The organism is Azospirillum sp. (assembly GCF_035628975.1).
Lineage (GTDB): Bacteria > Pseudomonadota > Alphaproteobacteria > Azospirillales > Azospirillaceae > Azospirillum.
The window spans coordinates 55104-76728 of record NZ_DASPIS010000144.1; the positions used below are offsets into that span (position 1 = coordinate 55104).

25 protein-coding genes are annotated in these 21625 nt (G+C 67.4%); 10 read left to right on the forward strand and 15 right to left on the reverse strand.

The features are described 5' to 3' along the window. Complete coding sequence (locus VD964_RS29705) at positions 1 to 2334, forward strand: xanthine dehydrogenase family protein molybdopterin-binding subunit (RefSeq protein WP_324872025.1); 2334 nt, start codon at positions 1 to 3, stop codon at positions 2332 to 2334. A 199-nt stretch (positions 2335 to 2533) separates the two neighbouring features. Then, entirely contained in the window at positions 2534 to 3232 is a 699-nt protein-coding gene (locus VD964_RS29710; protein ID WP_324872026.1) for an EAL domain-containing protein, read from the forward strand. 4 nt (positions 3233 to 3236) lie between these two features. On the opposite strand, the gene VD964_RS29715 is transcribed toward VD964_RS29710, so the two are convergent. Next, positions 3237 to 3797 carry a GNAT family N-acetyltransferase gene (locus VD964_RS29715; protein ID WP_324872027.1) on the reverse strand — a complete coding sequence of 187 codons (561 nt, stop codon included), beginning with the start codon at positions 3795 to 3797 and terminating at the stop codon, positions 3237 to 3239. 90 nt (positions 3798 to 3887) lie between these two features. Between VD964_RS29715 and cysQ the strand changes: the two genes are divergently transcribed. From cysQ to rnhA, 4 genes are read left to right on the forward strand one after another with little or no spacing between them, the layout of a single operon-like run. Beyond that, positions 3888 to 4664 carry a 3'(2'),5'-bisphosphate nucleotidase CysQ gene (gene cysQ, locus VD964_RS29720; protein ID WP_324872028.1) on the forward strand — a complete coding sequence of 259 codons (777 nt, stop codon included), beginning with the start codon at positions 3888 to 3890 and terminating at the stop codon, positions 4662 to 4664. Continuing rightward, a complete protein-coding gene (locus tag VD964_RS29725) occupies positions 4661 to 5494 on the forward strand; it encodes a ferritin-like domain-containing protein (protein WP_324872029.1) in 834 nt (277 codons plus the stop codon). The genes cysQ and VD964_RS29725 overlap by 4 nt, the downstream gene beginning before the upstream one ends. A gap of 13 nt (positions 5495 to 5507) precedes the next feature. Further along, positions 5508 to 6491, forward strand: coding sequence for a homoserine kinase (locus VD964_RS29730; RefSeq protein ID WP_324872030.1), 984 nt, complete (start codon positions 5508 to 5510; stop codon positions 6489 to 6491). A 4-nt stretch (positions 6492 to 6495) separates the two neighbouring features. Then, positions 6496 to 6972, forward strand: coding sequence for a ribonuclease HI (rnhA, locus tag VD964_RS29735; RefSeq protein WP_324872031.1), 477 nt, complete (start codon positions 6496 to 6498; stop codon positions 6970 to 6972). Positions 6973 to 7107: 135 nt separating this feature from the next. Here rnhA and VD964_RS29740 read toward each other — a convergent pair whose 3' ends face one another. The 3 genes from VD964_RS29740 to VD964_RS29750 form a co-directional block, all read right to left on the reverse strand. Continuing rightward, a complete protein-coding gene (locus tag VD964_RS29740) occupies positions 7108 to 7590 on the reverse strand; it encodes a peroxiredoxin (RefSeq protein ID WP_324872032.1) in 483 nt (160 codons plus the stop codon). Between the two features lie 156 nt (positions 7591 to 7746). Further along, positions 7747 to 8100 (reverse strand): zinc ribbon domain-containing protein YjdM, encoded by a 354-nt coding sequence (locus VD964_RS29745; protein WP_324872046.1) that lies wholly within the window; start codon positions 8098 to 8100, stop codon positions 7747 to 7749. A 90-nt stretch (positions 8101 to 8190) separates the two neighbouring features. Further along, positions 8191 to 10266, reverse strand: a complete 2076-nt coding sequence (locus VD964_RS29750; protein WP_324872033.1) for a protein-disulfide reductase DsbD family protein — start codon at positions 10264 to 10266, stop codon at positions 8191 to 8193. Between the two features lie 194 nt (positions 10267 to 10460). On the opposite strand from VD964_RS29750, the gene VD964_RS29755 reads away from it, so the two are divergent. After that, complete coding sequence (locus VD964_RS29755) at positions 10461 to 11051, forward strand: YqgE/AlgH family protein (RefSeq protein ID WP_149221674.1); 591 nt, start codon at positions 10461 to 10463, stop codon at positions 11049 to 11051. Positions 11052 to 11073: 22 nt separating this feature from the next. On the opposite strand, the gene moaE is transcribed toward VD964_RS29755, so the two are convergent. The 10 genes from moaE to VD964_RS29805 form a co-directional block, all read right to left on the reverse strand. Further along, positions 11074 to 11526 (reverse strand): molybdopterin synthase catalytic subunit MoaE, encoded by a 453-nt coding sequence (gene moaE, locus VD964_RS29760; protein WP_324872034.1) that lies wholly within the window; start codon positions 11524 to 11526, stop codon positions 11074 to 11076. A 4-nt stretch (positions 11527 to 11530) separates the two neighbouring features. Beyond that, on the reverse strand, positions 11531 to 11782 hold the full coding sequence (moaD, locus tag VD964_RS29765) for a molybdopterin converting factor subunit 1 (RefSeq protein WP_149221676.1): 252 nt from the start codon (positions 11780 to 11782) through the stop codon (positions 11531 to 11533). 10 nt (positions 11783 to 11792) lie between these two features. After that, positions 11793 to 13049, reverse strand: coding sequence for a gephyrin-like molybdotransferase Glp (gene glp, locus VD964_RS29770; RefSeq protein ID WP_324872035.1), 1257 nt, complete (start codon positions 13047 to 13049; stop codon positions 11793 to 11795). 70 nt (positions 13050 to 13119) lie between these two features. Next, positions 13120 to 13791, reverse strand: coding sequence for an HAD hydrolase-like protein (locus tag VD964_RS29775; protein WP_324872036.1), 672 nt, complete (start codon positions 13789 to 13791; stop codon positions 13120 to 13122). A 73-nt stretch (positions 13792 to 13864) separates the two neighbouring features. Continuing rightward, positions 13865 to 14200, reverse strand: a complete 336-nt coding sequence (locus VD964_RS29780) for a hypothetical protein (protein WP_324872037.1) — start codon at positions 14198 to 14200, stop codon at positions 13865 to 13867. 6 nt (positions 14201 to 14206) lie between these two features. Next, positions 14207 to 14398 carry a hypothetical protein gene (locus VD964_RS29785; protein WP_324872038.1) on the reverse strand — a complete coding sequence of 64 codons (192 nt, stop codon included), beginning with the start codon at positions 14396 to 14398 and terminating at the stop codon, positions 14207 to 14209. A 155-nt stretch (positions 14399 to 14553) separates the two neighbouring features. After that, entirely contained in the window at positions 14554 to 15054 is a 501-nt protein-coding gene (gene mobB / locus VD964_RS29790; RefSeq protein WP_324872039.1) for a molybdopterin-guanine dinucleotide biosynthesis protein B, read from the reverse strand. 28 nt (positions 15055 to 15082) lie between these two features. Continuing rightward, positions 15083 to 15685 carry a CDP-diacylglycerol--glycerol-3-phosphate 3-phosphatidyltransferase gene (gene pgsA / locus VD964_RS29795; RefSeq protein ID WP_014247629.1) on the reverse strand — a complete coding sequence of 201 codons (603 nt, stop codon included), beginning with the start codon at positions 15683 to 15685 and terminating at the stop codon, positions 15083 to 15085. Between the two features lie 78 nt (positions 15686 to 15763). Beyond that, positions 15764 to 17743: an excinuclease ABC subunit UvrC gene (gene uvrC, locus VD964_RS29800; protein WP_414637301.1), complete on the reverse strand. Its 1980-nt coding sequence runs from the start codon at positions 17741 to 17743 to the stop codon at positions 15764 to 15766. A 404-nt stretch (positions 17744 to 18147) separates the two neighbouring features. Next, complete coding sequence (locus VD964_RS29805) at positions 18148 to 18918, reverse strand: SDR family oxidoreductase (RefSeq protein WP_324872040.1); 771 nt, start codon at positions 18916 to 18918, stop codon at positions 18148 to 18150. A 55-nt stretch (positions 18919 to 18973) separates the two neighbouring features. Here VD964_RS29805 and VD964_RS29810 point away from each other — a divergent pair, with 55 nt between their 5' ends. From VD964_RS29810 to VD964_RS29820, 3 genes are all read left to right on the forward strand, one after another. Further along, positions 18974 to 19789 (forward strand): hypothetical protein, encoded by an 816-nt coding sequence (locus VD964_RS29810; RefSeq protein WP_324872041.1) that lies wholly within the window; start codon positions 18974 to 18976, stop codon positions 19787 to 19789. A gap of 39 nt (positions 19790 to 19828) precedes the next feature. Continuing rightward, entirely contained in the window at positions 19829 to 20248 is a 420-nt protein-coding gene (locus tag VD964_RS29815) for a hypothetical protein (RefSeq protein ID WP_324872042.1), read from the forward strand. 216 nt (positions 20249 to 20464) lie between these two features. Continuing rightward, positions 20465 to 20638, forward strand: a complete 174-nt coding sequence (locus tag VD964_RS29820) for an RSP_7527 family protein (RefSeq protein WP_188092214.1) — start codon at positions 20465 to 20467, stop codon at positions 20636 to 20638. A gap of 130 nt (positions 20639 to 20768) precedes the next feature. Here VD964_RS29820 and VD964_RS29825 read toward each other — a convergent pair whose 3' ends face one another. Beyond that, the gene (locus tag VD964_RS29825; protein WP_324872043.1) at positions 20769 to 21149 is read right to left on the reverse strand and encodes a DUF983 domain-containing protein; all 381 of its coding nucleotides are present in this window, start codon (positions 21147 to 21149) and stop codon (positions 20769 to 20771) included. Positions 21150 to 21625: the final 476 nt, after the last annotated feature.

A 21625-nucleotide genomic window follows, 5' to 3' on the forward strand; every position in this document is an offset into this window, starting at 1 on the left:
ATGAAGTTCGGCATCGGACAGGCGGTTCCGCGCACCGAAGACGCCCGGCTGCTGACCGGCGGCGGCCGCTACACCGACGACGTGTCTCTTCCCGGCCAGGCCTATGCGGCCTTCGTCCGCTCCCCCCATGCCTTCGCCGCCATCGGCTCGGTCGATGCGTCGGACGCGCTGGCGCAGCCCGGCGTGCTGGCGGTCTACACCGTCGCCGACCTGGATGCCGAGAATGTCGGCATGATCCCCTGCCAGGCGGTGCTGAAGCAGCGCGACGGATCGAACTATGTCCGCACGCCGCGCCCGGCGCTGGCCCGCGGCTTCGCCCGCCATGTCGGCGATCCGGTCGCGATGGTGGTGGCGGAGACGCTGGAGGCCGCGCGCGAGGCGGCCGAACTGGTGATGGTCGATTACGAGGACCGCGATTCCGTCACCGGCACGCTGGAGGCGCTGGAGCCCGGCCGTCCGCTGGTGTGGGACGCGGCGCCCAACAACCTCTGCTTCGACTGGGACACCGGCGACGAGGCGGCGGTGGAGGCGGCGCTCGCCGGCGCCCACCGCGTGGTGGAGCTGGAACTGGTCAACAACCGCGTCGTCGCCAACCCGATGGAGGGCCGCGCCTGCGTCGCCGGTGTCGAGTCCGGCGCCGACGGCGCGCCCGGCCGCCTGCTGATCTACGTCACCAGCCAGGGCGTCCACGGCCTGCAAAAGCAGTTCGCCAAGATCCTGAACGAGCCGGACTCCCGCATCCGCGTGCTGACCACCGACGTCGGCGGCGGATTCGGCATGAAGCTGTTCAACTACCCGGAATATGTCGCCTGCCTGTTCGCCGCCCGCCGGCTGAACCGCGCGGTGAAATGGGCGGCCGACCGCATCGAGGGCTTCATCAGCGACGACCATGGCCGCGACCATGTCAGCAAGGCGCGTCTGGCGCTCGACGCCGATGGCCGCTTCCTGGGGCTGCGGGTGGACACCGTCGCCAATCTGGGCGCCTACCTGTCGAACTACGGCCCCTTCATCCCGACCGATGCCGGATCGGCGATGCTGGTCGGGTCCTACCGGACACCGGCGGTCTATGTGCGGGTGAAGGGCGTGTTCACCAACACCCAGCCGGTGGATGCCTATCGCGGCGCCGGCCGGCCGGAAGCGGCCTATCTTCTGGAACGGCTGATCGACCATGCCGGACGGGTCACCGGCCTCGGCCCGGCGGAGATCCGGCGGCGCAACTTCATCCCGCCGTCCGCCATGCCCTACGCCACGCCGATGGGGCAGGTCTACGACACCGGCGACTTCGTCCAGAATCTGGAGGACGGACTTGTTCTCGCCGACATGGTCGGCCTGTCCGCCCGCAAGGCGGAGGCCAAGTCCCGCGGCAAGCTGCGCGGCGCCGGCTTGGCCACCTATATCGAGGCGTGCTCGGGCGGCGGGCCGGAGCAGGCGACCGTCCAGGTCAACGGCGACGGAAAGGTGGTTCTGCTGATCGGCACCCAGACCAACGGTCAGGGCCACGAGACCGCCTACAAGCAGATCCTCGCCGACCGGCTGGGCGTGCCGCCGGAGGATGTCGAGGTGGTCCAGGGCGACACCGACCGTGTCAGCTGGGGCGCCGGCACCGGCGGCTCGCGCTCCGTGCCCGTAGGCGGCTCGGCGCTGGCGGAGGGGGCGGCCAAGGTGGTGAAGGCCGCGACCACGGTCGCCGCCGACCTGCTGGAGACCGCCGAGGTCGACGTCGAGTTCGCCGACGGCCGCTTCACCGTCGTCGGCACCGACCGCGCAGTGTCGCTGAGGGAGGTGGCCGCCAAGGCTGCCGAGGGTGGCGCCGGCATCGCCTTCTCCGAGATGGCGCGCTGGACCCCGCCGGCCAGCACCTTCCCCAACGGCTGCCACGTCGCGGAGGTGGAGATCGACCCCGCCACCGGCGTGATCGAGGTGGTGCGCTACAGCGTCGTCGACGATTTCGGCACGGTCATCAACCCGATGCTGGTGATCGGCCAAATCCACGGCGGCGTGGCCCAGGGGCTGGGCCAGGCCTTGCAGGAACGGGTGGTGTTCGATCCGGACAGCGGGCAGCTGCTCTCCGGGTCCTTCATGGACTACCAGATGCCGCGGGCGGTCGACATGCCGCCGATCGAGGTGAAGCTGAACAGCGTTCCCAGCACCACCAACATGCTGGGCATGAAGGGCGCCGGCGAGGCCGGGGCCATCGGCGCGCCGCCGGCCATCATCAATGCGGTGGTCGATGCGCTGTCGGACCTCGGCATCACCCACATCGACATGCCGGCGACGCCGGAAGCCGTGTGGGCGGCAATACGACACGCCGAAACGCGCATCGCGGCAGAGTAGGCTGGCAGTTCTTACCGGAGGCGTAGGGGAAAGTCCTAGTCGGAAGGTGTGGTACTTGCCACACCTCCGTCGGATGAAATCCATGGCATTGTCGCTTACCTGAAGGTGGGGTTCTTGATCTGACAGGGGTAATGCGATGGCGTTTGGGGACGGCGGGTGCGGCGGCCAGTGCGCGGACAGGCTCGATCTGGACTTCACGATGGCGTTCCAGCCCATCGTCGATGTCGCGGGTGGTGCCGTATGGGCGCATGAGGCGCTGGTCCGCGGCACCGCCGGCCAGGGTGCCGGCTGGGTTCTGGGGCAGGTGACCGACGCCACGCGCTATGCCTTCGACCAGTCCTGCCGCATCAAGGCGATCGAGCTTGCCTCGACCCTGCCGATGAATGGCGCCCGGCTGTCGATCAACTTCCTGCCGAACGCCGTCTACAAGGCGGAGGCCTGCATCCGCGCGACGCTGGCCGCCGCGCGCCGCACCGGCTTCCCCACCGACCGCATCATCTTCGAGGTGACGGAGAACGAGCGGGTGGTGGACCACGACCACCTGAAGAGCATCTTCAACGAATACAAGCGCCAGGGCTTCCTGACCGCCATCGACGATTTCGGCTCCGGCTATTCCGGCCTGAACCTGTTGGCGGAATTCCAGCCGGACATCATCAAGCTGGACATGGAACTGACCCGCAACATCGACACCGAACGGGCGCGGCGCAGCATCGTCAAGGCGATCCTGGCGGTGTGCGACGATCTCGCCATCACCCCCATCGCCGAAGGCATCGAGACGGCGGACGAGGCCAAGACCCTGCGCGATCTCGGCGTCACCCTCATGCAGGGCTACCTGTTCGCCAAGCCGGCATTCGAGGCGGTGGTGACGGAACCGGAAATGGCGGCGCTCGCCGCCTGATCCGTCAGCCCGGAGCCTTCACCGGCGCCGTCATGTAGCTCATCCCGCCGCCGTAACTCTCAAGCTTGGCCGCCAGTGCCGGCCCGCCATCCGCATAGGGCGTGAAGCCGACCCGGTCCCAATAGCTGCGCGCGCCCGGCGTCGAGGTCAGGGCCAGCCACCGCCACCCCTCGCGCGCCGCCAGCCCATGTGCAAAGGCCAGCACCACCGCCCCCAACCCCGTTCCGCGGGCCTCCGGCAGCAGCGCGATGTCGTGCAGGTACAGGCAATCCGCATCCGCCGGCAATTCCCCCAGCGGCGTGTCGAGCGGCGGCGGCACCCCCAGCTTGCCGGGATGCATGACGCCGTAGCCGATCGCCTCGCCGCGGCATTCCGCCACGCGGCAGCCGTCAGGATAAAGCGCGAGCCTCTCCTCGAACACGTTGCGGTCCTCCGGGTAGGCCGGATGCACGATGTCCGCAATGGCAAGCAGCCGGTCCAGATCGGCCGCGGTCATAGCACGCCATAGGGCCGATGCGCCTGCACCGACCACCCGCCCACCCTCCGACCGCTCCCCCACCGTCATCCGCCTTCTCCGTTCCACACCCGTTCAAAAGCTTCCGGCCCGCTGGCGGGCACGGTATGCTGACCGTTCATACCAAAGGGAGTTCACCCCATGCCCGATGCCGCTGTGGCGAGCCTGCTGCCGACGGTCCGCACCATCGCCCATGAGGCCGGTCAGGTCATCCTGCGCTTTTACAACGACGGCATCGACGTCGCCACCAAGGTTGACGGCAGCCCTGTCACGCAGGCCGATCACGCGGCGGAGGCGGTGATCATCCCGGCCCTGCACCATCTTCTGCCCGGCGTGCCGGTGGTCGCGGAGGAGGCGGTGGCCGCCGGCCATCGGCCCGACGTCTCCGGCGGACGCTTCTGGCTGGTCGATCCGCTCGACGGCACCAAGGAGTTCATTTCCCGCAACGGCGAGTTCACGGTGAACATCGCCCTGATCGAGAATGGCGTGCCGGTGCTCGGCGTCGTCTATGCCCCGGCCACCGGCGACATGTATACCGCGGCCGGCCCCGGCACGGCGGTCCATTGCGCCGAGGGACGGCATGACCATGCCATCTCCGTCCGCAACCCGCCGGCCGACGGGCTGACCGTCGTCGCCAGCCGCTCCCATGGCAGCGGGTCGGTACTGGACGAGTTCCTCGGCCAATTCACCGTCAAGGACCGGGTGTCCTGCGGCAGTTCGCTGAAGTTCTGCACGGTGGCCAGCGGCAAGGCCGACCTCTATCCGCGCTTCGGACCGACCAGCGAGTGGGACACCGCCGCCGGCCATGCGGTGCTGATCGGCGCCGGCGGCCGGGTGGAGCAGCCGGACGGCTCACCGCTCGTCTATGGCAAGGACGACATCCTCAACCCGAACTTCGTCGCCTACGGCTGGAAATGACCTCTTCCGTTACGTGCCTGGGCGAGGCGGCGACTGCGGTGCTGACCACCGCGGCGCCGCTGGAGAAAGTGCGCCTCACCCGTTCCTTCGCCGCGGCATGGCGTGACGGCCTGCTGTCACCCGATGTGCCGGCCCCGCCGCCCGACCGCCCTGCCCGCCCCGAGCGGCCCGAATTGAAGCTTCCGCGCGACATGCCCAAGCGCGGGCGCGGCGGCAGCGCGCAGAACCGCATCGCCCTGCTGCACGCGCTGGCGCACATCGAACTGAACGCCATTGACCTCGCCTGGGACATCGTCACCCGATTCGCGCATCTCGGCCTGCCGAAGGGCTTCACCGACGACTGGGTCCAGGTGGCCGACGACGAGGCGCGGCATTTCCAGATGCTGGAGACGCGGCTGAACGCGCTCGGCTCCTCCTACGGCGACCTGCCGGCCCATGACGGGCTGTGGCAGGCGGCGACGGAGACCGCGCACGACCTCGCCGCCCGGCTCGCGGTGGTGCCGATGGTGCTGGAGGCGCGCGGTTTGGACGTCACGCCCGAGACCGTTCGCCGCCTGCGCGATTTCGGCGACGCCGAGAGCGCCGACCTGCTGCAGACCATCCATGACGAGGAAATCAGCCACGTCGCCGCCGGCCGCCGCTGGTTCGTCCATCTCTGCGCCGAGCGCGGGGCGGAGCCGGTCGCCCTGTGGCAGGAGCTGGTCGGACGCCATTTCCGCGGCGGGCTGAAACGCCCCTTCAACGTCAGCAGCCGCCGGCTTGCCGGTTTTGGCCCGGAATATTACGAACCGATCACGCCCGAAATTGACCGCAAGCCGGAAACCCGGTAAGGCGCTGCACATCATGGCCGTATACACCGAAGTCACCGACGAGGATCTCAGCACCTTTGCCGCCCAGTACGATCTGGGCGCGGTGCTGTCGTGCAAAGGCATCGCGGAGGGGGTGGAGAATTCCAACTTCCTGCTGGTGACCGAACGCGGCCCCTACATCCTGACGCTCTACGAGAAGCGCACGCGGAAGGAGGATCTGCCCTTCTTCCTCGGCTTGATGGAGCATCTGGCGGAAAAGGGCATCGCCTGTCCCCTGCCTGTGGCGGCACGCGACGGCGTGGCCCTGCGCGAGTTGTGCGGCCGCCCGGCGGTGATCGTCACCTTCCTGGCCGGCATGTGGCCGCGCCGGATCACGCCGCAGCATTGCGCCCAGCTGGGCGAGGCTTTGGCCCGCCTGCATCTGGCGGTCGGCGATTTCCGCATGGAACGGCCGAACGCGCTGGCCCTGCCCGGTTGGAAGGATCTGTTCGCCAAGTCGGCCGAGCGCGCCGACGAGGTGGCGCCCGGCCTGCGCGCGACGCTGGAGGCCGAACTGGCGGCGCTGGAGGCCAATTGGCCGGTGGGACTGCCGGCGGGCGTCATCCATGCCGACCTGTTCCCGGACAACGTCTTCTTCCGTGGCGACAGCCTGTCCGGCCTGATCGACTTCTATTTCGCCTGCAACGACTTCTTCGTCTACGACGTGGCGATCTGCATCAACGCCTGGTGCTTCGAGATCGACGGCTCGTTCAACGCCACCAAGGCGCGGCTGCTGCTGTCCAACTACCGCAAGGTCCGGCCGCTGTCGCGGGCGGAACTGGACGCCCTGCCCTGGCTGTGCCGCGGAAGTGCGGTGCGTTTCCTGCTGACCCGTCTCTACGATTGGCTGAATCATCCGCCGGGCGCCTTCGTGCGGCCGAAGGACCCGCTGGAATATCTGCGCAAGTTGCGCTTCCACCAGTCGGTCCGCGGCCTGGGCGACTATTTCCTCGACGACTCGGAAGCGGGCGGGATCTGACCGGATGACCGAAGACTCCACCCCGACCGAAACCGGCCGCAAGACGGTCGACATCTTCACCGACGGCGCCTGCAGCGGCAATCCCGGTCCCGGCGGCTGGGGCGCGATCCTGCGCTACGGCGATGTGGAGAAGGAGCTGTATGGCGGCGAACCGGCGACCACCAACAACCGCATGGAGCTGATGGCGGCCATCATGGCGCTGGAGGCGTTGAAGAAGCCGGTGACCATCCGCCTCTTCACCGACAGCGAGTATGTGAAGAACGGCATCACCAAATGGATCCATGGCTGGAAGGCCAAGGGCTGGATGACCGCCGACCGCAAGCCGGTGAAGAACGTCGATCTGTGGCAGCGCCTGGAAGAGGCGAAAAGGCAGCACCAGATCGAATTCCACTGGGTCCGCGGCCACGCCGGCCACCCGGAAAACGAACGCGCCGACGAGCTGGCCCGGCGCGGCGTGGCCGACGTGCGGGCGCGGGGGTGATCAAAACAGATTCCCTCTTCCCCCGGGGAGAGGGTTAGGGTGAGGGGGATGCGCGGCAGACCTTCACCGAGAATCAACCCTGTGCGTCCCCCTCACCCCGTCCCTCTCCCCGGGGGGGAGAGGGGGAATCTCCGCTCAAACCTTCTCCAGCACCGCCTCGGCCGACGACACCTCGAACTTGCCGGGGGCCTCGACGGCGACATGGGTGACTTTGCCGTCCTCCGCCACCAGGGCGAAGCGCTGGCCGCGGGTGCCCAGGCCGTGGGCCGAGCCGTCCATGGTCAGGCCGAGAGCCGTGGTGAAGGTGGCGTTGCCGTCCGGCAGCATCTTCACCTTGTCGCCGACGGAGCCCTTATCGCCCCAGGCGCGCATCACGAACGGGTCGTTGACAGCGAGGCAGATGATGCTGTCGACGCCCTTGGCCTTCAGCGCGTCGGCCTGCTGGACGAAGCCCGGCAGATGCTTGGCGGAGCAGGTCGGGGTAAAGGCGCCGGGGACGGAGAACAGGACGACCTTCTTGCCCTTGAACAGCTCGTCCGTGCTCACTTCCTGCATGCCGTTGTCGGTCAGCCATTTAAGCGTGACGGACGGAATGGTATCGCCAACCTGGATGCTCATCGTCTCTAACCCTTCCCGTTTTCTTGGGCCCTTCCCGTTTTTGGGTTTGGCCCTTTGGTTCGGGCCGGGCCCTCTTGGCGGGATCCGGCCCTGCATCCCTTCTATCCCCCGCGGCGAATGGCCGCAAGAAACGGTTGGCCGATAGGACGGAGCGCATCAGGCCTTCTTCACGAACTCCGACTTCAGGTTCATGGCGCCGATGCCGTCGATCTTGCAGGCGATGTTGTGCCCATCCGCGCCGTCGACCAGACGGATGTTCTTCACCTTGGTCCCGCCCTTCACCACCAGGGACGATCCCTTGACCTTCAAATCCTTGATGACGGTCACGCTGTCGCCGTCGGTCAACGGGTTGCCGTTGGCATCCCGCACGCCCTGCCCGGCTTCGGTGTCCGCAGCGGCCGTGGCCGTATCGGGGTTCCACTCATGCCCGCAGTCGGGGCAGTTCCACAGGCTTCCGTCATTGTAGGCGTTTTCGGAGCCGCACTGCGGGCAGTTGATCTGATCGTCCATCATCGTCCTCATGGCGCGGGAGAACCTCCCGGAGGCGCCCTGTTACCGCAGAATAGTCGCAACGGCCATAGGCCTTTTCCGGGCGGCTGGTCAGGCTCCCTTTCCGGCGGCCCTGTTCAGCGCCTCCAGCACCGCGCCGTCGCTCAGCAGTTCCGGTAGGGCAATGCCCTCCGGCGCGCCGGGGCCATAGACGATGTTGAAGGGGATGCCGTACCGGCCGTGGTCGGCCAGGAACTTGGCGATTGCCGCGTCCGGACGGGTCCAGTCGGCGCGCATCGCCACCAGGGACGGGTCCTCCATCCGCTTGGCGACCTCGTCACGGTTCAGCACCAGCTTCTTGTTGGCCTGACAGGTGATGCACCAATCCGCGGTGACGTCGACGAAGACGATACGGCCGGCCGCCACATGATCGCGGATCGCGGATTCCGCGAAGGGTACCCAGCGCGTCTTGGCGTCGCTGACCACCGGCGCCGCACCGGCGGAGGGGCCGACGGCAGCCGGCATGGCGAAGGCGGCGATTGCCAGCACACCGGCGAGGGCCGGTCCGGCGGTCCGCGCGGCACCCCGCGCGCTGCGCCCGATCCACAGCGCCAGCACCAACCCGGCCATCAGCAGCCCGACCGTGGCTGCGGCCACCTCGCCGATCTGCGCCGTCAGCACCGACAGCAGCCAGACCGCCGTCAGCAGCAGCGCGAAGCCCAGCACGGTCTTCAGCGTCGCCATCCAGCGCCCGGGCCGCGGCAGCCACCCGGCCACGCGCGGCCATGCCGCCACCGCCAGATAGGGCAAGGCCAGCCCGACGCCGAGCGCCGCGAAAATGGCGTAGATCTCCACCGGCCCCTTCGACAGTGCGAAGCCGACCGCTGTGCCCAGGAACGGCGCCGAGCAGGGGGTTGCCAGCAGGGTGGCGAACATGCCGGTGGCGAAGGGTCCGGCCAACCCCTCCCCGCCCAGCCGGTCGGCCAGCACGCGCGGCAGCGGCACCTCGAACAATCCCCAGAGGTTGGCCGAGAACAGGGTGACCAGGACCACCATGAAGACCAGGAACAGCGGCTGCTGGAACTGGATGCCCCAGCCGACAGCCCCGCCCGCTGCCTTCACGCCGACCAGCACCGACGCCATCAGCAGGAAGGAGGTCAGGATGCCGGCGGCACTCGCCAGGAAACCGGCGCGCACCGCGGCCGGGGCCTGCCCGCCATGCTTGACCACCGACATCAGCTTCAGCGACAGCACCGGCAGCACGCATGGCATCAGGTTCAGAATCAGCCCGCCGAGCAGGGCCACGCCCAGCATCGCCGCCAATCCGGCCCCCGCTGGAACCGCCAAGGCACCGCCGGCCGACGCTGTCGCCGGCGCCTCCACCGCCTTCTCGCCGTCGACCAACGTCAGGGTCATCGCGCGGCCGGCAAGATCCAGGCCTGGCTGCGGCTCGGTCACCGTCAGCGTCAGGCGGACATGGCGGTCATTGTCGGAAAAGACGGTCTTGGGTGCGGAGAAGGTCAGCGGCGGCTCGGTCTCCACGAACAGGTCCGGGGTGACGAAGCCATCGGCGGCGGTCGCCTCCACCTCCAGCGTGGTGCCGGTGGCGCGCACCGCGTCGATGCGCAGCAGGCCGTTCGGCCCACGCGGCACCAGGGCCTGTGCGCGCGCCACGTCGTTCGCGGCGTCGCTCGGCTCCGCCGGTCCTGCCGGCAGGGCAAGGGCGAGGTTCAGCGTCTGCGGCACGCAGATGTCCGAACAGACCAGCAGTTCCGCGGCCAGCGCCAGATCGACCGGCTTGCCGGGCTCCGCAGGCTTGCCCTGGATCGGGAACAGGACGGCGGTGTCATAGCCGGCGGTCTCGAATCCCAGGACGGAGAAGCGGTGCGGGGCCGGATAGGACAGCGTCGCCTCGGCCAGATTGCCGGACCGGCTCCAGTCCAGCCGCGGGGCGAATCCGGCATCGCCGGGGGAGCGCCAGTAGGTCTTCCATCCCGGCTCCAGCCGCAGTTCCAGCCCCAGCGGCAGCGTCGTCAGGTCGCCGGTGCCGCGCACGGCGGAAACGAGCCGCGCCTCGACCTGACCCGCCTTGACCCAGGCTCCGACGCCATCCTGTGCCGCAGCGGGAACGATACCGCCCGCCAGAACGGCAAGCAGCAGCAGAAGGAGGGAGGCATGTCTTTTCATCGCGCGCACTGTTCTCTTCCCAGGAAGGGGCGCAACGGCGTCCCCCTCACCCTATATGATAGCCCATATATAGGTGACAAAGCTCGACCGGTGCTGTCACACTCCGGTGAAAGCGTCGCCAGAGCGCCAACCACAACCGACCGTACGGACGGAAGCGGTTTACCGCACCGGACCGACGACAAGGATAATCGACCATGCCGCGCCTGACCAAGTCTCCGGACTCCAAGACCACGGAATCGCTGACCGGCCAGCTGCTGATCGCCATGCCCGGAATGGAGGACCCGCGTTTCCAGCGTTCGGTCATCTATGTCTGCGCCCATAATGAAGATGGTGCGATGGGGCTGGTGGTGAATCGGCTGTTCGGGTCGATCACGTTCGAAGACCTTCTGGAACAGCTCGACATGAACATCCCGCAGCCGATGAACAACCTGCCGGTCCATTACGGCGGGCCGGTGGAATCGGGCCGCGGCTTCGTCCTGCATTCCACCGACTATGTCCGCGACGGCACGCTGGTGGTGAACGACGATGTCGCGCTGACCGCCACCATCGACATCCTGCGCGCCATCTCCGAAGACCGTGGCCCACGCCGCAACATCCTGCTGCTGGGCTATGCCGGCTGGGGTCCGGGCCAGCTGGATGCCGAGTTCCAGGCCAACGGCTGGCTGAACGTGCCCTGCGACGAACAGCTGCTGTTCGACACCGACCTGGACGCCAAATGGGAACGCGCCATCGGAAAGCTGGGCGTCAGCGTCTCCATGCTGTCGGGCGAAGCCGGTCACGCCTGACCGGCCCGCTTCCGCTTACCCTTCACTCCGCCCAGCGCGCCGCAGCGGCATCGTCGCTGTCCTTCGCCTCCACCCAGCGTTCGCCGTCGGGCATGGCCTCCAGCTTCCAGAAGGGGGCCTTCGTCTTCAGCCAGTCCATCAGGAAGCGGCAGGACTCGAAGGCAGCGTCGCGATGGGCCGACGCAGTGGCGACCATCACGATGCGGTCGCCCGGCTCCAGCCGGCCATGGCGGTGGATCACCAGCACGTCGTCCAGCGGCCAGCGCCTGCGCGCCTCCTCCTCGATCGCTTCCAGCTGCTTTTCGGTCATGCCGGGGTAGTGTTCCAGCGTCATGGCGCTGACCGCCTCGCCGCCGGCGATGTCGCGCACCAGCCCGACGAACATCGCTACACCGCCTACGCTGGTTCGGCCGGCGGTGAAGGCGGCATATTCGGCGCCGACGTCGAAATCCCCGGCCTGGACGCGGATCGCCATGGCGTCAGCCCCCCGTCACCGGCGGGAACAGGGCGACCTCGTCGGTCGCCGCGATGGGATGGTCGTAGGGCACATGCTCCTGGTTCACCGCCACCTTGACCACCTTGCTGTTGGCCAGCGCCTCGGCATGCCGCGGGCTGCGGGTCTTCAGCCACTCGACCAGATCGCCGGCGGTGGCGACCTCCGCCGGCAGGTCCACCGTCTCCGTCGGCACGCCGATCTTGCTGCGCAGCCAGGCGAAATAGAGAATCTTCATCACGCGTCCCCTAGAGGAATTCTTTGAAAGGCACGAAGTCGACGATCATGCCGGGTTCGACCTGGGCAAGATCCTCCGGCAGTTCGATCAGGCCTTCGGAATCGACCAGCGACGACAGGACGCCCGCCCCGTCACGCGGGTATTTGGTGGCGCAGAGCGCGCCGTCCTCTCCCCTCGCCAGCGATCCGCGCAGGAACTCGCGCCGGCCCGGCTTCTTCTTGTGGGCGAAGGCGGCGCGCACCGGGATCGGCCGCGGCGTCTCGTCCATTGCCCCCATCAGCCGCAGCAGGATCGGCCGGGCGATGCGCAGGAAGGTGACCACCACCGCAACCGGATTGCCGGGAAGACCGACGAACACGGCATCGCGGACACGGCCCAGCGCCACCGGCCTCCCCGGCTTGATCGCCAGCCGCCAGAAATCCAGCCGCCCGTTCGCCTCGACCGCCGGCTTGACGTGATCCTCCTCGCCGGTGGACATGCCGCCGGAGGTGATCAGCGCGTCATGGCCGGCCGCGGCCTCCGCCAGGGCGTCGCGGATCGCCTCGAACCGGTCGGGCAGGATCCCGAGGTCGGTGACGGCGCAGCCCAGCCGGGTCAGCAGCGCGATCAGCGCGTAGCGGTTGGCATCATAGACGGCACCCGGCTCCAGCGGCTGCCCCGGCTGCCGCAGCTCGTCGCCGGTGGAGAACACCGCCACCCGCAATCTGCAGCGCACCTCAAGCGTCCCATGGCCAAGCGAGGCGGCGAGCGCGATGTCCTCCGGCCGCAGGCGGCGCCCGGCTGTGAGCACCACAGATCCCTCGCGCACATCCTCGCCCGCCAGCCGCCGGTTCACGCCGCGGCGGTTGCCGGCCGGAAGCGTGACGGTGGAACCGTCACTGCTGCGGCAATCCTCCTGCATGAAGACGGTGTCCATCCCAGCCGGCATCGGCGCGCCGGTGAAGATGCGCACCGCCTCCCCCCGCACCGCCGGCCGGCCGAGCCATTGCCCGGCGGCGACCCGCGCGGTGACCGGCAGGACCGTGGGACCGTCGGCGGCGAGGTCGTCGAAGAATACGGCATAGCCGTCCACCGCGGCGTTGTCATGCGGCGGCACGCTGAAGGGCGCGACCAGATCGGCGGCCAGCACCCGGCCCAGCGCGCCGCTCAGCGGAACCGTTTCCGTCGCCGTCACCGGCGCGACCCGTCCAGCCAGCAGCGCAAGCGCCGGCCCCACCGCCATCATCGGCCCGCCGAAGGCGAAGCAATCATTGTCGAGTTGCACCATGGTCGCCACTCTAGTCCGTCGCGGCGCCGGCTGCGAAGAGGGAAAAGGCGTGCTTTCCGGAGCGTGGCACTTAGCCGCCGAAAAGCCCGGCTATCTCCTCCACCCGCGTCAGCAGCCGGTCCGGCCGCCGCGCGGCCAGGGCGTCGCCGCGTGCATAGCCCCAGGTGACAGCGGCACATCCCATCCCGAGCTTCCGCGCCGCGTCGATGTCCCGCACCTCGTCACCGATGCCGATCGCCCGACCTGCCGGAATGCCGGTCATCTGCAGCATCTTGCGGAACTTCGCCACCTTGCCGAACAGCGAAGCGCCGCAGCCGTAATGGGCCACCTGCCCCGCCGTGTCCGGTCCCAGGATCTTGCGGATATTCGCAGCCGAATTGGAACTGACGATGGCGACGGTCACGCCCCGGTCGTTCAGCGCGCGCAGCATGTCCGGCACCCCGTCGAACAGCCGGATGCCGTCGATGTCGCGCGCCATCAGTCGACGCATATGGTTGGCGATGAAGGGCAGCTTCCAGGATGGCACGCGCAGGTGCCGCATGATCTGCCGCGCGTCGTAGCCCCGCAGCTGCTCGACCTCGTCCGGCCGCACCCGGTTGAAGCCGTAGCGGTCGGCGACGCCGTTCAGTACGCCGATGAACCAGGGAAACGAGTCGGCCAGCGTGCCGTCAAAATCGAAGACGGCGAGCTGGTAGCCGCAGCGGTCGAGCGCCTGCGGTCGGTGAGAAGGTGCGGTGTCCATGACGTCCTACGATGCTCAAAAACATGCGATCCAACGGATCGCGGCATTCTTAGCATCATAGCGAAGAGGGTTATCAATCCTCTTCAAAGTCATAGATGATGCGACTTCCGCTCTCCCGATAGGTTCCGCAATACCACAGGCGTACAAGGTTGGGTGGCGGCGGATTGTGGCTGTGTCTTTGGAAGGCCACGTAGACACCACCACGGCGCCGGATCAGCATTGTCCCTTCTTCGGCACCATGTTTGAGGTGATCGGTCGGCTCTACCGGCTTTTGCCTTAGAGATTCTTCAATCTCATCGACGACGGAATCAAAAGACGCCGGCAACGCAGAACGTTCCCGCGCAAAATCACGCCCGTAGTCGATGACGGCCGCAGCCTTAGCTTTGGAGGAGCTGGGACGCCAAGCCACGATCCATCAACCCTTGGGGCTTCGCGTCCAATAAGAATCCCCCGTCGCGGCGGCATTCGCCGCGAGGCGTGTCATCAGCTCTCTGAATTTTTGTTGCTGACGGCGTGTCCGTTCCGCCTCCGCCTCAACATCAGGCGCAAGGTCGGTCTCCTCGGAGACGCGCGGCTTGTTTGTCGGTTCCATGACCAACTCCAGCATGGCTGCGCTACCTCCTATGTTCGCCCGAACAGGGTGAGAGTCAACCGTGGCTGACCCTTATTCAGACGAAAGCAATAACCTGAGGTGGTTTGCGGGTAAAGAAAAATGTCTCAAACGGCGCGCAGGCAATGCGAATTTTCGCGCGAGAGATGCATTCATCCCAACCCGCAGCGCTTCACAACGAAGGCCGCAACCGCTTCCGCGTCGTTCAGGTCCAGCACCGGAACCGGACAACCCGGCACCGGACCGTCGCTGGCCACGGCGACGATGGTAGGATCGTCCGGCGCGATCAGTGCCTTGTCCACGTCGGCCCGCCACACTTCGATCTTCTCGTGCCGGTCGCGCTTGAAGCCCTCGATCAGCAGAAGATCCACAGGCGCCACCTTGCCGATCAGCTGCTCCAGCGTCAGTTCCGGCTCGCCGTCGCGCAGTTCGTGCATCAGGGCCCAGCGGCGGGGGGAGCTGACCAGCACCTCGGTCGCACCGGCGACGCGGTGGTTGTGGCTGTCCTTGCCGGGATGGTCGATGTCGAAGCCCTTATGGGCATGCTTGACCGTCGAGACGCGCAGGCCCCGGCCGGTCAGCGCCGGGATCAGGCGCACCATCAGCGAGGTCTTGCCGCTGCCGCTCCAGCCGGTCAGTCCGAAAATCTTCATGGCCCGAATATCTTCCTGTCGGAAACTCTCAGCCGGCGCTGCGGGCGGAACGGGCGGAACCGGGCTTCGCCGGCTGTTCGGCCATCATGTGGGTCAGTCCGGCACGCATGTAATCCCACCCGGTGTAGAAGGTCAGGGCTGCGGCGATCCACAGACCCACCGTGCCGATGATGGTCACCGGCAGTTCCGCCGGACCATAATCGCCGACGATCAGGAAGCCCAGCGCGATCATCTGGATCGTCGTCTTCCATTTGGCCAGCCAGGTCACCGGAACGCCGACATGCAGGCCGGCCAGATACTCGCGCAGGCCCGACACCAATACCTCGCGCAGCAGGATAACCACCGCCGGCAGGATCGACAGGCCGGTCAGCCGGTGAAACCCCGCCAGCATGATCAGCGTCGCCGCGACCAGCAGCTTGTCGGCGATGGGATCCAGGAATTTGCCGATCACGCTTTCCTGCGCCCAGGCGCGCGCGAGATATCCATCGAACCAGTCGGTGATGCAGGCGGCGGCATAGAGCGAGCAGGCGGTATAGGCGGCCCAGGCCTCCGGCACATAGAACAGCCCGACCACCACCGGGATCACCGCGATGCGCGACAGGGTCAGCAGGTTGGGCAGGCTGGTCAGCATGACGGAAAACTCGAACCGCTGGAGGATGTCGCCGCACGGCGCCCGTGAGGAAGCCGCCCGTTCGAAGGTGCCCGCATTCTAACCATCGGGATGGAAGTGATCGTATATCTTTTTCGCAACGGCACGATTGATCCCTTCCACCTCTTCAAGATCGGCCAGTCCGGCCCGCGCAACCGCCGCCCCGCTGCCGAAATGGTGCAGCAGAGCCTTCTTCCGGGCGGGGCCGATGCCCGCGATTTCGTCGATGGGCGACTTGCCGATGGCCTTCGTGCGCTTGGCCCGGTGGGTGCCGATGGCGAAGCGGTGCGCCTCGTCGCGCAGCCGCTGCAGGAAATACAGCACCGGGTCGCGCGGTTCCATCTGGAAGGGCGGGCGATTCTCCATGAAGAAGTGCTCTCGGCCCGCATCGCGATCCGGCCCCTTGGCGATGCCGACCAGCGTCACGTCGTCGATTCCCAACTCCGCGAACACCTCCAGCGCCACGTTCAGCTGTCCCAGCCCGCCGTCGATCAGCACCAGATCGGGCCAGCTTCCCAGGCTGCGCTCCGGGTCTTCCTTCACCGCCCGGCCGAATCGGCGGGTCAGCACCTCGCGCATCATGGCGAAGTCGTCGCCGGCCGCACCCTGCTCCCGGATGTTGAACTTGCGGTAGGCGTTCTTGATGAAGCCCTCCGGTCCGGCGACGATCATCGCGCCAATGGCGTGCGCCCCCTGGATGTGGGAGTTGTCGTAGACCTCGACCCGCTCCGGCGGCGCATCCATGCCGAAGGCAGCGGCCACCCCGTCCAGCAGACGCGCCTGGCTGGAGCTTTCGGCCAGACGCCGCCCATGCGCCTCGCGCGCATTGGTCAGGGCGTGCTCGACGATCCGCCGCTTCTCGCCGCGCTTGGGCTCGGCCAGTTCCACCTTGTGCCCGGCACGAACTGCCAGCGCCTCGCTCAACAGGTCCAGTTCAGGCAGGGCGTGGCTGACCAGCACCAACGGCGGCGCGGCCTTGTTCTCATAGAACTGGGCGATGAAGGCGGCCAAAACCTCGTCGGTTTCCGCCGCCTTGTCGTGGCTGGGGAAGTAGGCCCGGTTGCCGTAGTTGCGCCCGCCGCGAAAGAAGAAGACCTGGATGCAGGTCACGCCGCCTTCGGCATAGGCCGCGATGACGTCGGCATCCTCCACCACCCCCTCGACATTGATGTCCTGGTGGGCCTGGATCGCGGTCAGCGCGCGGATACGGTCGCGGTAGCGCGCTGCCGTCTCGAAATCCATGGCATCGGACGCCGCCATCATCCGGTCGGCGAATTCCGTCTGGATGTCGCGGCTCTTGCCCGACAGGAAGGCGCGCGCCTGGTTCACCTGGGCCTGATACTCCGCCGGGGTGACCCGGCCGACGCAGGGCGCGGTGCAGCGCTTGATCTGGTATTGCAGGCAGGGCCGCGTACGGCTGGCGAACACGGTGTCGGCGCAGTTGCGCAGCAGAAAGGCGCGCTGCAGCGCCGTGATGGTCCGGTTCACCGCCCCGGCCGAGGCGAAGGGACCGAAATAGTCGGCCTCGCGCCCGCGGGCGCCACGGTGCTTGGTCAGCTGCGGATAATCGTGGTCCCGGGTGATCATGATGTGCGGAAACGTCTTGTCGTCGCGCAACAGCACGTTGTACCGCGGCATCAGCTTCTTGATCAGGTTCGATTCGAGAAGCAGTGCCTCCACCTCGGTGTGGGTGTTGACGAACTCCATCGTCTCGGTCTCCGCGACCATGCGCTGGAGCCTGACCGGCAGCTTTCCCACTTGGGTGTAGTTGGTCACCCGGCGCTTCAGGTTGCGCGCCTTGCCGACATACAGGACCGCCCCGTCGCCCGCGAGCATGCGGTACACGCCCGGCGTCTGCGGCAGAGTTTTCAGATGCTCACGAATGATCTCGACGCCCCGGTCGATGTCGGCCGGGCGCCGCTTCGGCCGCGCGGCACCGCTTTCGCCGGCCGCCGCATCGGCGGAGGACATGGCGTCGGCGGCGTCTGCCGGCTCTGCGGCGACAGGAGCCTGGGGGTCGGAGGAATGCGTTTCGGACATGACCAGAATGTCGTCGAGCGGCCGGCGCGGGTCAACCGTTGGGCACAGGCAGGGAACAAATGGAGCGACTCACCCCTCCGAAAGAATATCCACGAAACCTGTGGATAAGTTTGTCGATAACGGAGGGGGTAGCACGTCCGGAGCTAGGCGCCGCAAGGGCTCCCATGCTTCTGCCTATTTTTTGGTCATTTTCGTCAACCCATTGATTTCCTTAGGTCAGGCTCAAGTCAAGGGAGGGAATTGGCGCGTGGCCGCAAAATTGTCGCGGGGTCGCAGGCGCCTCTTGCGCGGGGTGGGGCACCTGTGTAAAACGCGCGGTCATTTTCCTGGCGGCAGGGACGCCGGGGCCATGATCCGGCCATGCCCGGCTTAGCTCAGCGCCGTTTCCGGTTTGTAACAGGCTTCTATCCGTTGGGGTCGAAGCCATGCGTCGGCTGCGCCCATCCCAGATGCTCTCCACCATCCAGCGCGATCATCTGGCCGGTCACCGCCGGGGCGGCGATCAGGAAGCGGATGGCGGCACAGATCTCCTCCGGCGTGCTGCCACGCTTGAGCGGAGTCGACTCCCATTGGGCCGAGAACTCTTCTTCCGTCTGGCGGTCGTTGCGCAGGATGGGGCCGGGACCGATGCCGTTCACGCGGATGCGCGGGGCGAGCGCCATCGCCATCGTGCGGGTCAGTGCCCACAACCCCATCTTGGACAGGGTGTAGGAGACGAAATGCGGAGTTGGGTTCCACACGCGCTGGTCGATGATGTTGACGATCAGACCGCCTTCGCTCTCCGGCAACCGTGAGGCGAAATCCTGCGACAGCACGAAGGGCGCCCGCAGGTTCGCCTCCATATGCGCATCCCACGATTCGCGGGTGACGTCGGCGACCTCGTCGCGCTCGAACCGGGAGGCGTTGTTGACCAGCAGGGTCAGCGGGCCGAGTTGCTCGGTCACTGCGGGCACCAGCGCCTTCACCTCCGCCTCGCGGTCCAGGTCGGCGGCGAAGGCCATGGCCCTGCCGCCTGCCCGCCCGATCTCCGCGACGACGGCATCGGCCTCCTCGCGGGAGCTTCGGTAATGGACGGCGACGTCCCACCCCTGCCCCGCCAGATCGAGCGCGATGGCCCGCCCGATGCGCTTGCCGGCCCCGGTGACCAGGGCCGCTTTCCTCTTGATCTCGACCATGCCGCCATAGGTACCTTGCCACCGCCGCGGGTCAAGGGGGGAGAAGCAACCGGCCATGCTGCGCGAAGCGTTCGAATATCTGACCACGCCCTGCCCACCGCTGGCCCGCCGCTTCGGCTATCTGGCGGAAATGGTTGCGCTCGGCGCCCGTTACCGGCGGCAGCGGCGGGCCTGGGCGCCGCATGTGGCCGCCTGCCACCGCTTCATCGAACAGGCGATCCAACGGGTGGAGCCGGGCGGCCGGGCCCTGGTCGCCGGATCCGGGCTGCTGATCGAAGTTCCCCTGGAAACACTGACCGCGCGATTCGACCAGGTGGTGCTGGTGGACATGCTGCACAGCCGGGCGGTCCGTCGCCGCGCCGCCGGTCTGCCGAACGTTCACTTGGTTGAACTCGATGTCAGCGGTGCCCTCGCCCCGCTCGCCGCGGCACTCGACAGCGGCGCTCCCCTGCCCACCGGCTTCGAGCCACCGCCGATCGACGGCGAGCCCTTCCGCTTCGCCCTGTCCTGCAACTTGCTGTCCCAGCTGCCGCTTCTGCCGCTGGAGGCGGTGGAGCGCCGCACTCCGCACACGACGGATGCGGAAAGGCTGGCCTTCGCCCACCGTATGGTCCAGGGCCATCTTTGCTGGTTGTCCGATATTGCCGAGCGGGCGGCGCTGTTCACGGACATCGACAGCTCCTGGCTGCACCGCGGCACCGTGACGGAGGTGGAGGATTCGACCTGGGGCCTTCCCCTGCCCGCGCCCGACATGTCATGGCTGTGGGACATTGCCCCGGCCCCGGAACAGGACCGCCGACAGGACCTGCGCCACAGCGTCGGCGGCTGGTTCGACCTGCATGCGGTGACGAGCGCGCTTCCGCCCTGTTGAGGAAGACCGAGACCTCACACAGCAAACGGGAGAGCGCCCATGGCCTCCGACGACCGCAAGATCGACAGCCGCAACACCGCCGACCGGCCCGGTGACGATAGGCCGCGTGACGACAGGAACATCGGCAATGCCACAGGACCCAGCGACAGCGGCGGCATCGACGAACGTCCCATCCCGCTCGACATCCGCGAAACGCGCGATCACCTGGACGTAGACGAGGAGATCGAGGGATTTCAGCGCGTCATCGGACCCGGCGCCGGCGGTCCCATCGACCAGCCGGACGAGGATTTCGGCATCCCCGGCAGCGAAGAGGCAAGCGGCCTCGGCACCGGCCCGCTGCCGCCGCGCCAGCCCGATCGCCCGATGGGGCAAAGGGCGGGGCAAAGGGAGGCGGCGCCCGATGATCGGATCATTTCCGATCGCAATGTCGCTGTGGATGGAGCCAGGGACGACAAATAATCGGGCAGGCGAACTGTTGTCGATGGTTGACCGACCATAGCCTGCGACAATAGTTCGCACCTCCGTTAATTGGGGAAGCTGATACGGAAAACGTCAGGCGGCATTGCGTGGACCGCGCTTCTTAGGGCAACGGCTCTGCCCTATCTTAAGCCTCACAAGGCAAACAAATTCCAAGGGAGTGGACGTCTCTCACCTCACGTGGAGATTCCCAGAGCCATGAACACGCTTTTCAATGAAGTTCGCGATCCTCGCAGCCACGAAGAAATCATGCTGGCGGCCCGCCAGATGCGCGCCGACTACCTGCGCGAACTGTTCGGCAAGCTGCGCGCCACCCTGTCCGGCGACCGTGACCATCACGGTCCGGCGGCGCTGAGCCCGAGCGCGCGCTGACCGATAAACCCGCCCGGCAGCGGGTTCAGGAAGGTCCAGCCATACGTGAAGAGAACGGCACTGCGCGACGCCGCGCGGTGCCGTTCTTCATTTCAGGCCGTTCCATTTCAAGCCATAAGGCGGTCGGCGCTCAGGCCCGCTCCGACCCCGGTGCGCCGGTGCTCCACAGCAGCCCCAGCACCAGACCCTTGCAGCGCGGCAGCAGGATCAGCGTCAGCACAAGGGTCAGCAACGGCCACACCGCCAGATGCACCCAGGTCGGCGGTTCGTAGCTCTGTTCGACCGACAGCAGGGCCGGGATGACGATGTGCCCGACGATCAGGATCGTCATCCAGGGCGGTGCGTCGTCGGCGCGCAGATGCCCATAGGCCTCGCCGCAGGCGGCGCAGCGGTCGACCGGCTTCAGGAAGTTCCGCAGCAGCCGGCCTTGCCCGCAATTGGGGCAGCAGCCGATCAGGCCGCGGAAGGAGGCGAGAAACTTCGACGGGGCCGCTTCGGTTCCAACGGTCATGACCACTCCTTCCGTGCTGCGGACAATATAGTCTCTTGCCCGCCAAACCACACCCCCGATTGCGGGCGGGTCGCCCATGCCAGGGTGCCTCCCGTCGGAATCGGGGCTTTTTCAAGCCGTTCTTACCGCACGTCCCGCCTCGTGGTATGACGGTACGGACCGTCTGCGGCTGCGTAGGGACATGTTCGATCGAACATCGGATGAAACGGTGAAACAGTCTCCGGACTATGGTTCACAGCGTTTCAAATGTTCCATCCCCGGCCGCCGGCGCCCCGCTGCCGAGTTGACGGCGGAGCCGCCGCGGTCTAGGGGAAGGCCTTCCGTGTCCAGGAGATCCGCAGCCATGTCCTTCACCCGTCTGTTGTGCGCCGCCGCGGCACTCGCCGCCTTCGTCGGTCCGTTCGCCGCCCCGGTCGAGGCGCTGGCGCAGAGCAAGACCGTCGCCATCACCGCCATCGTCCAGCACCCGGCGCTCG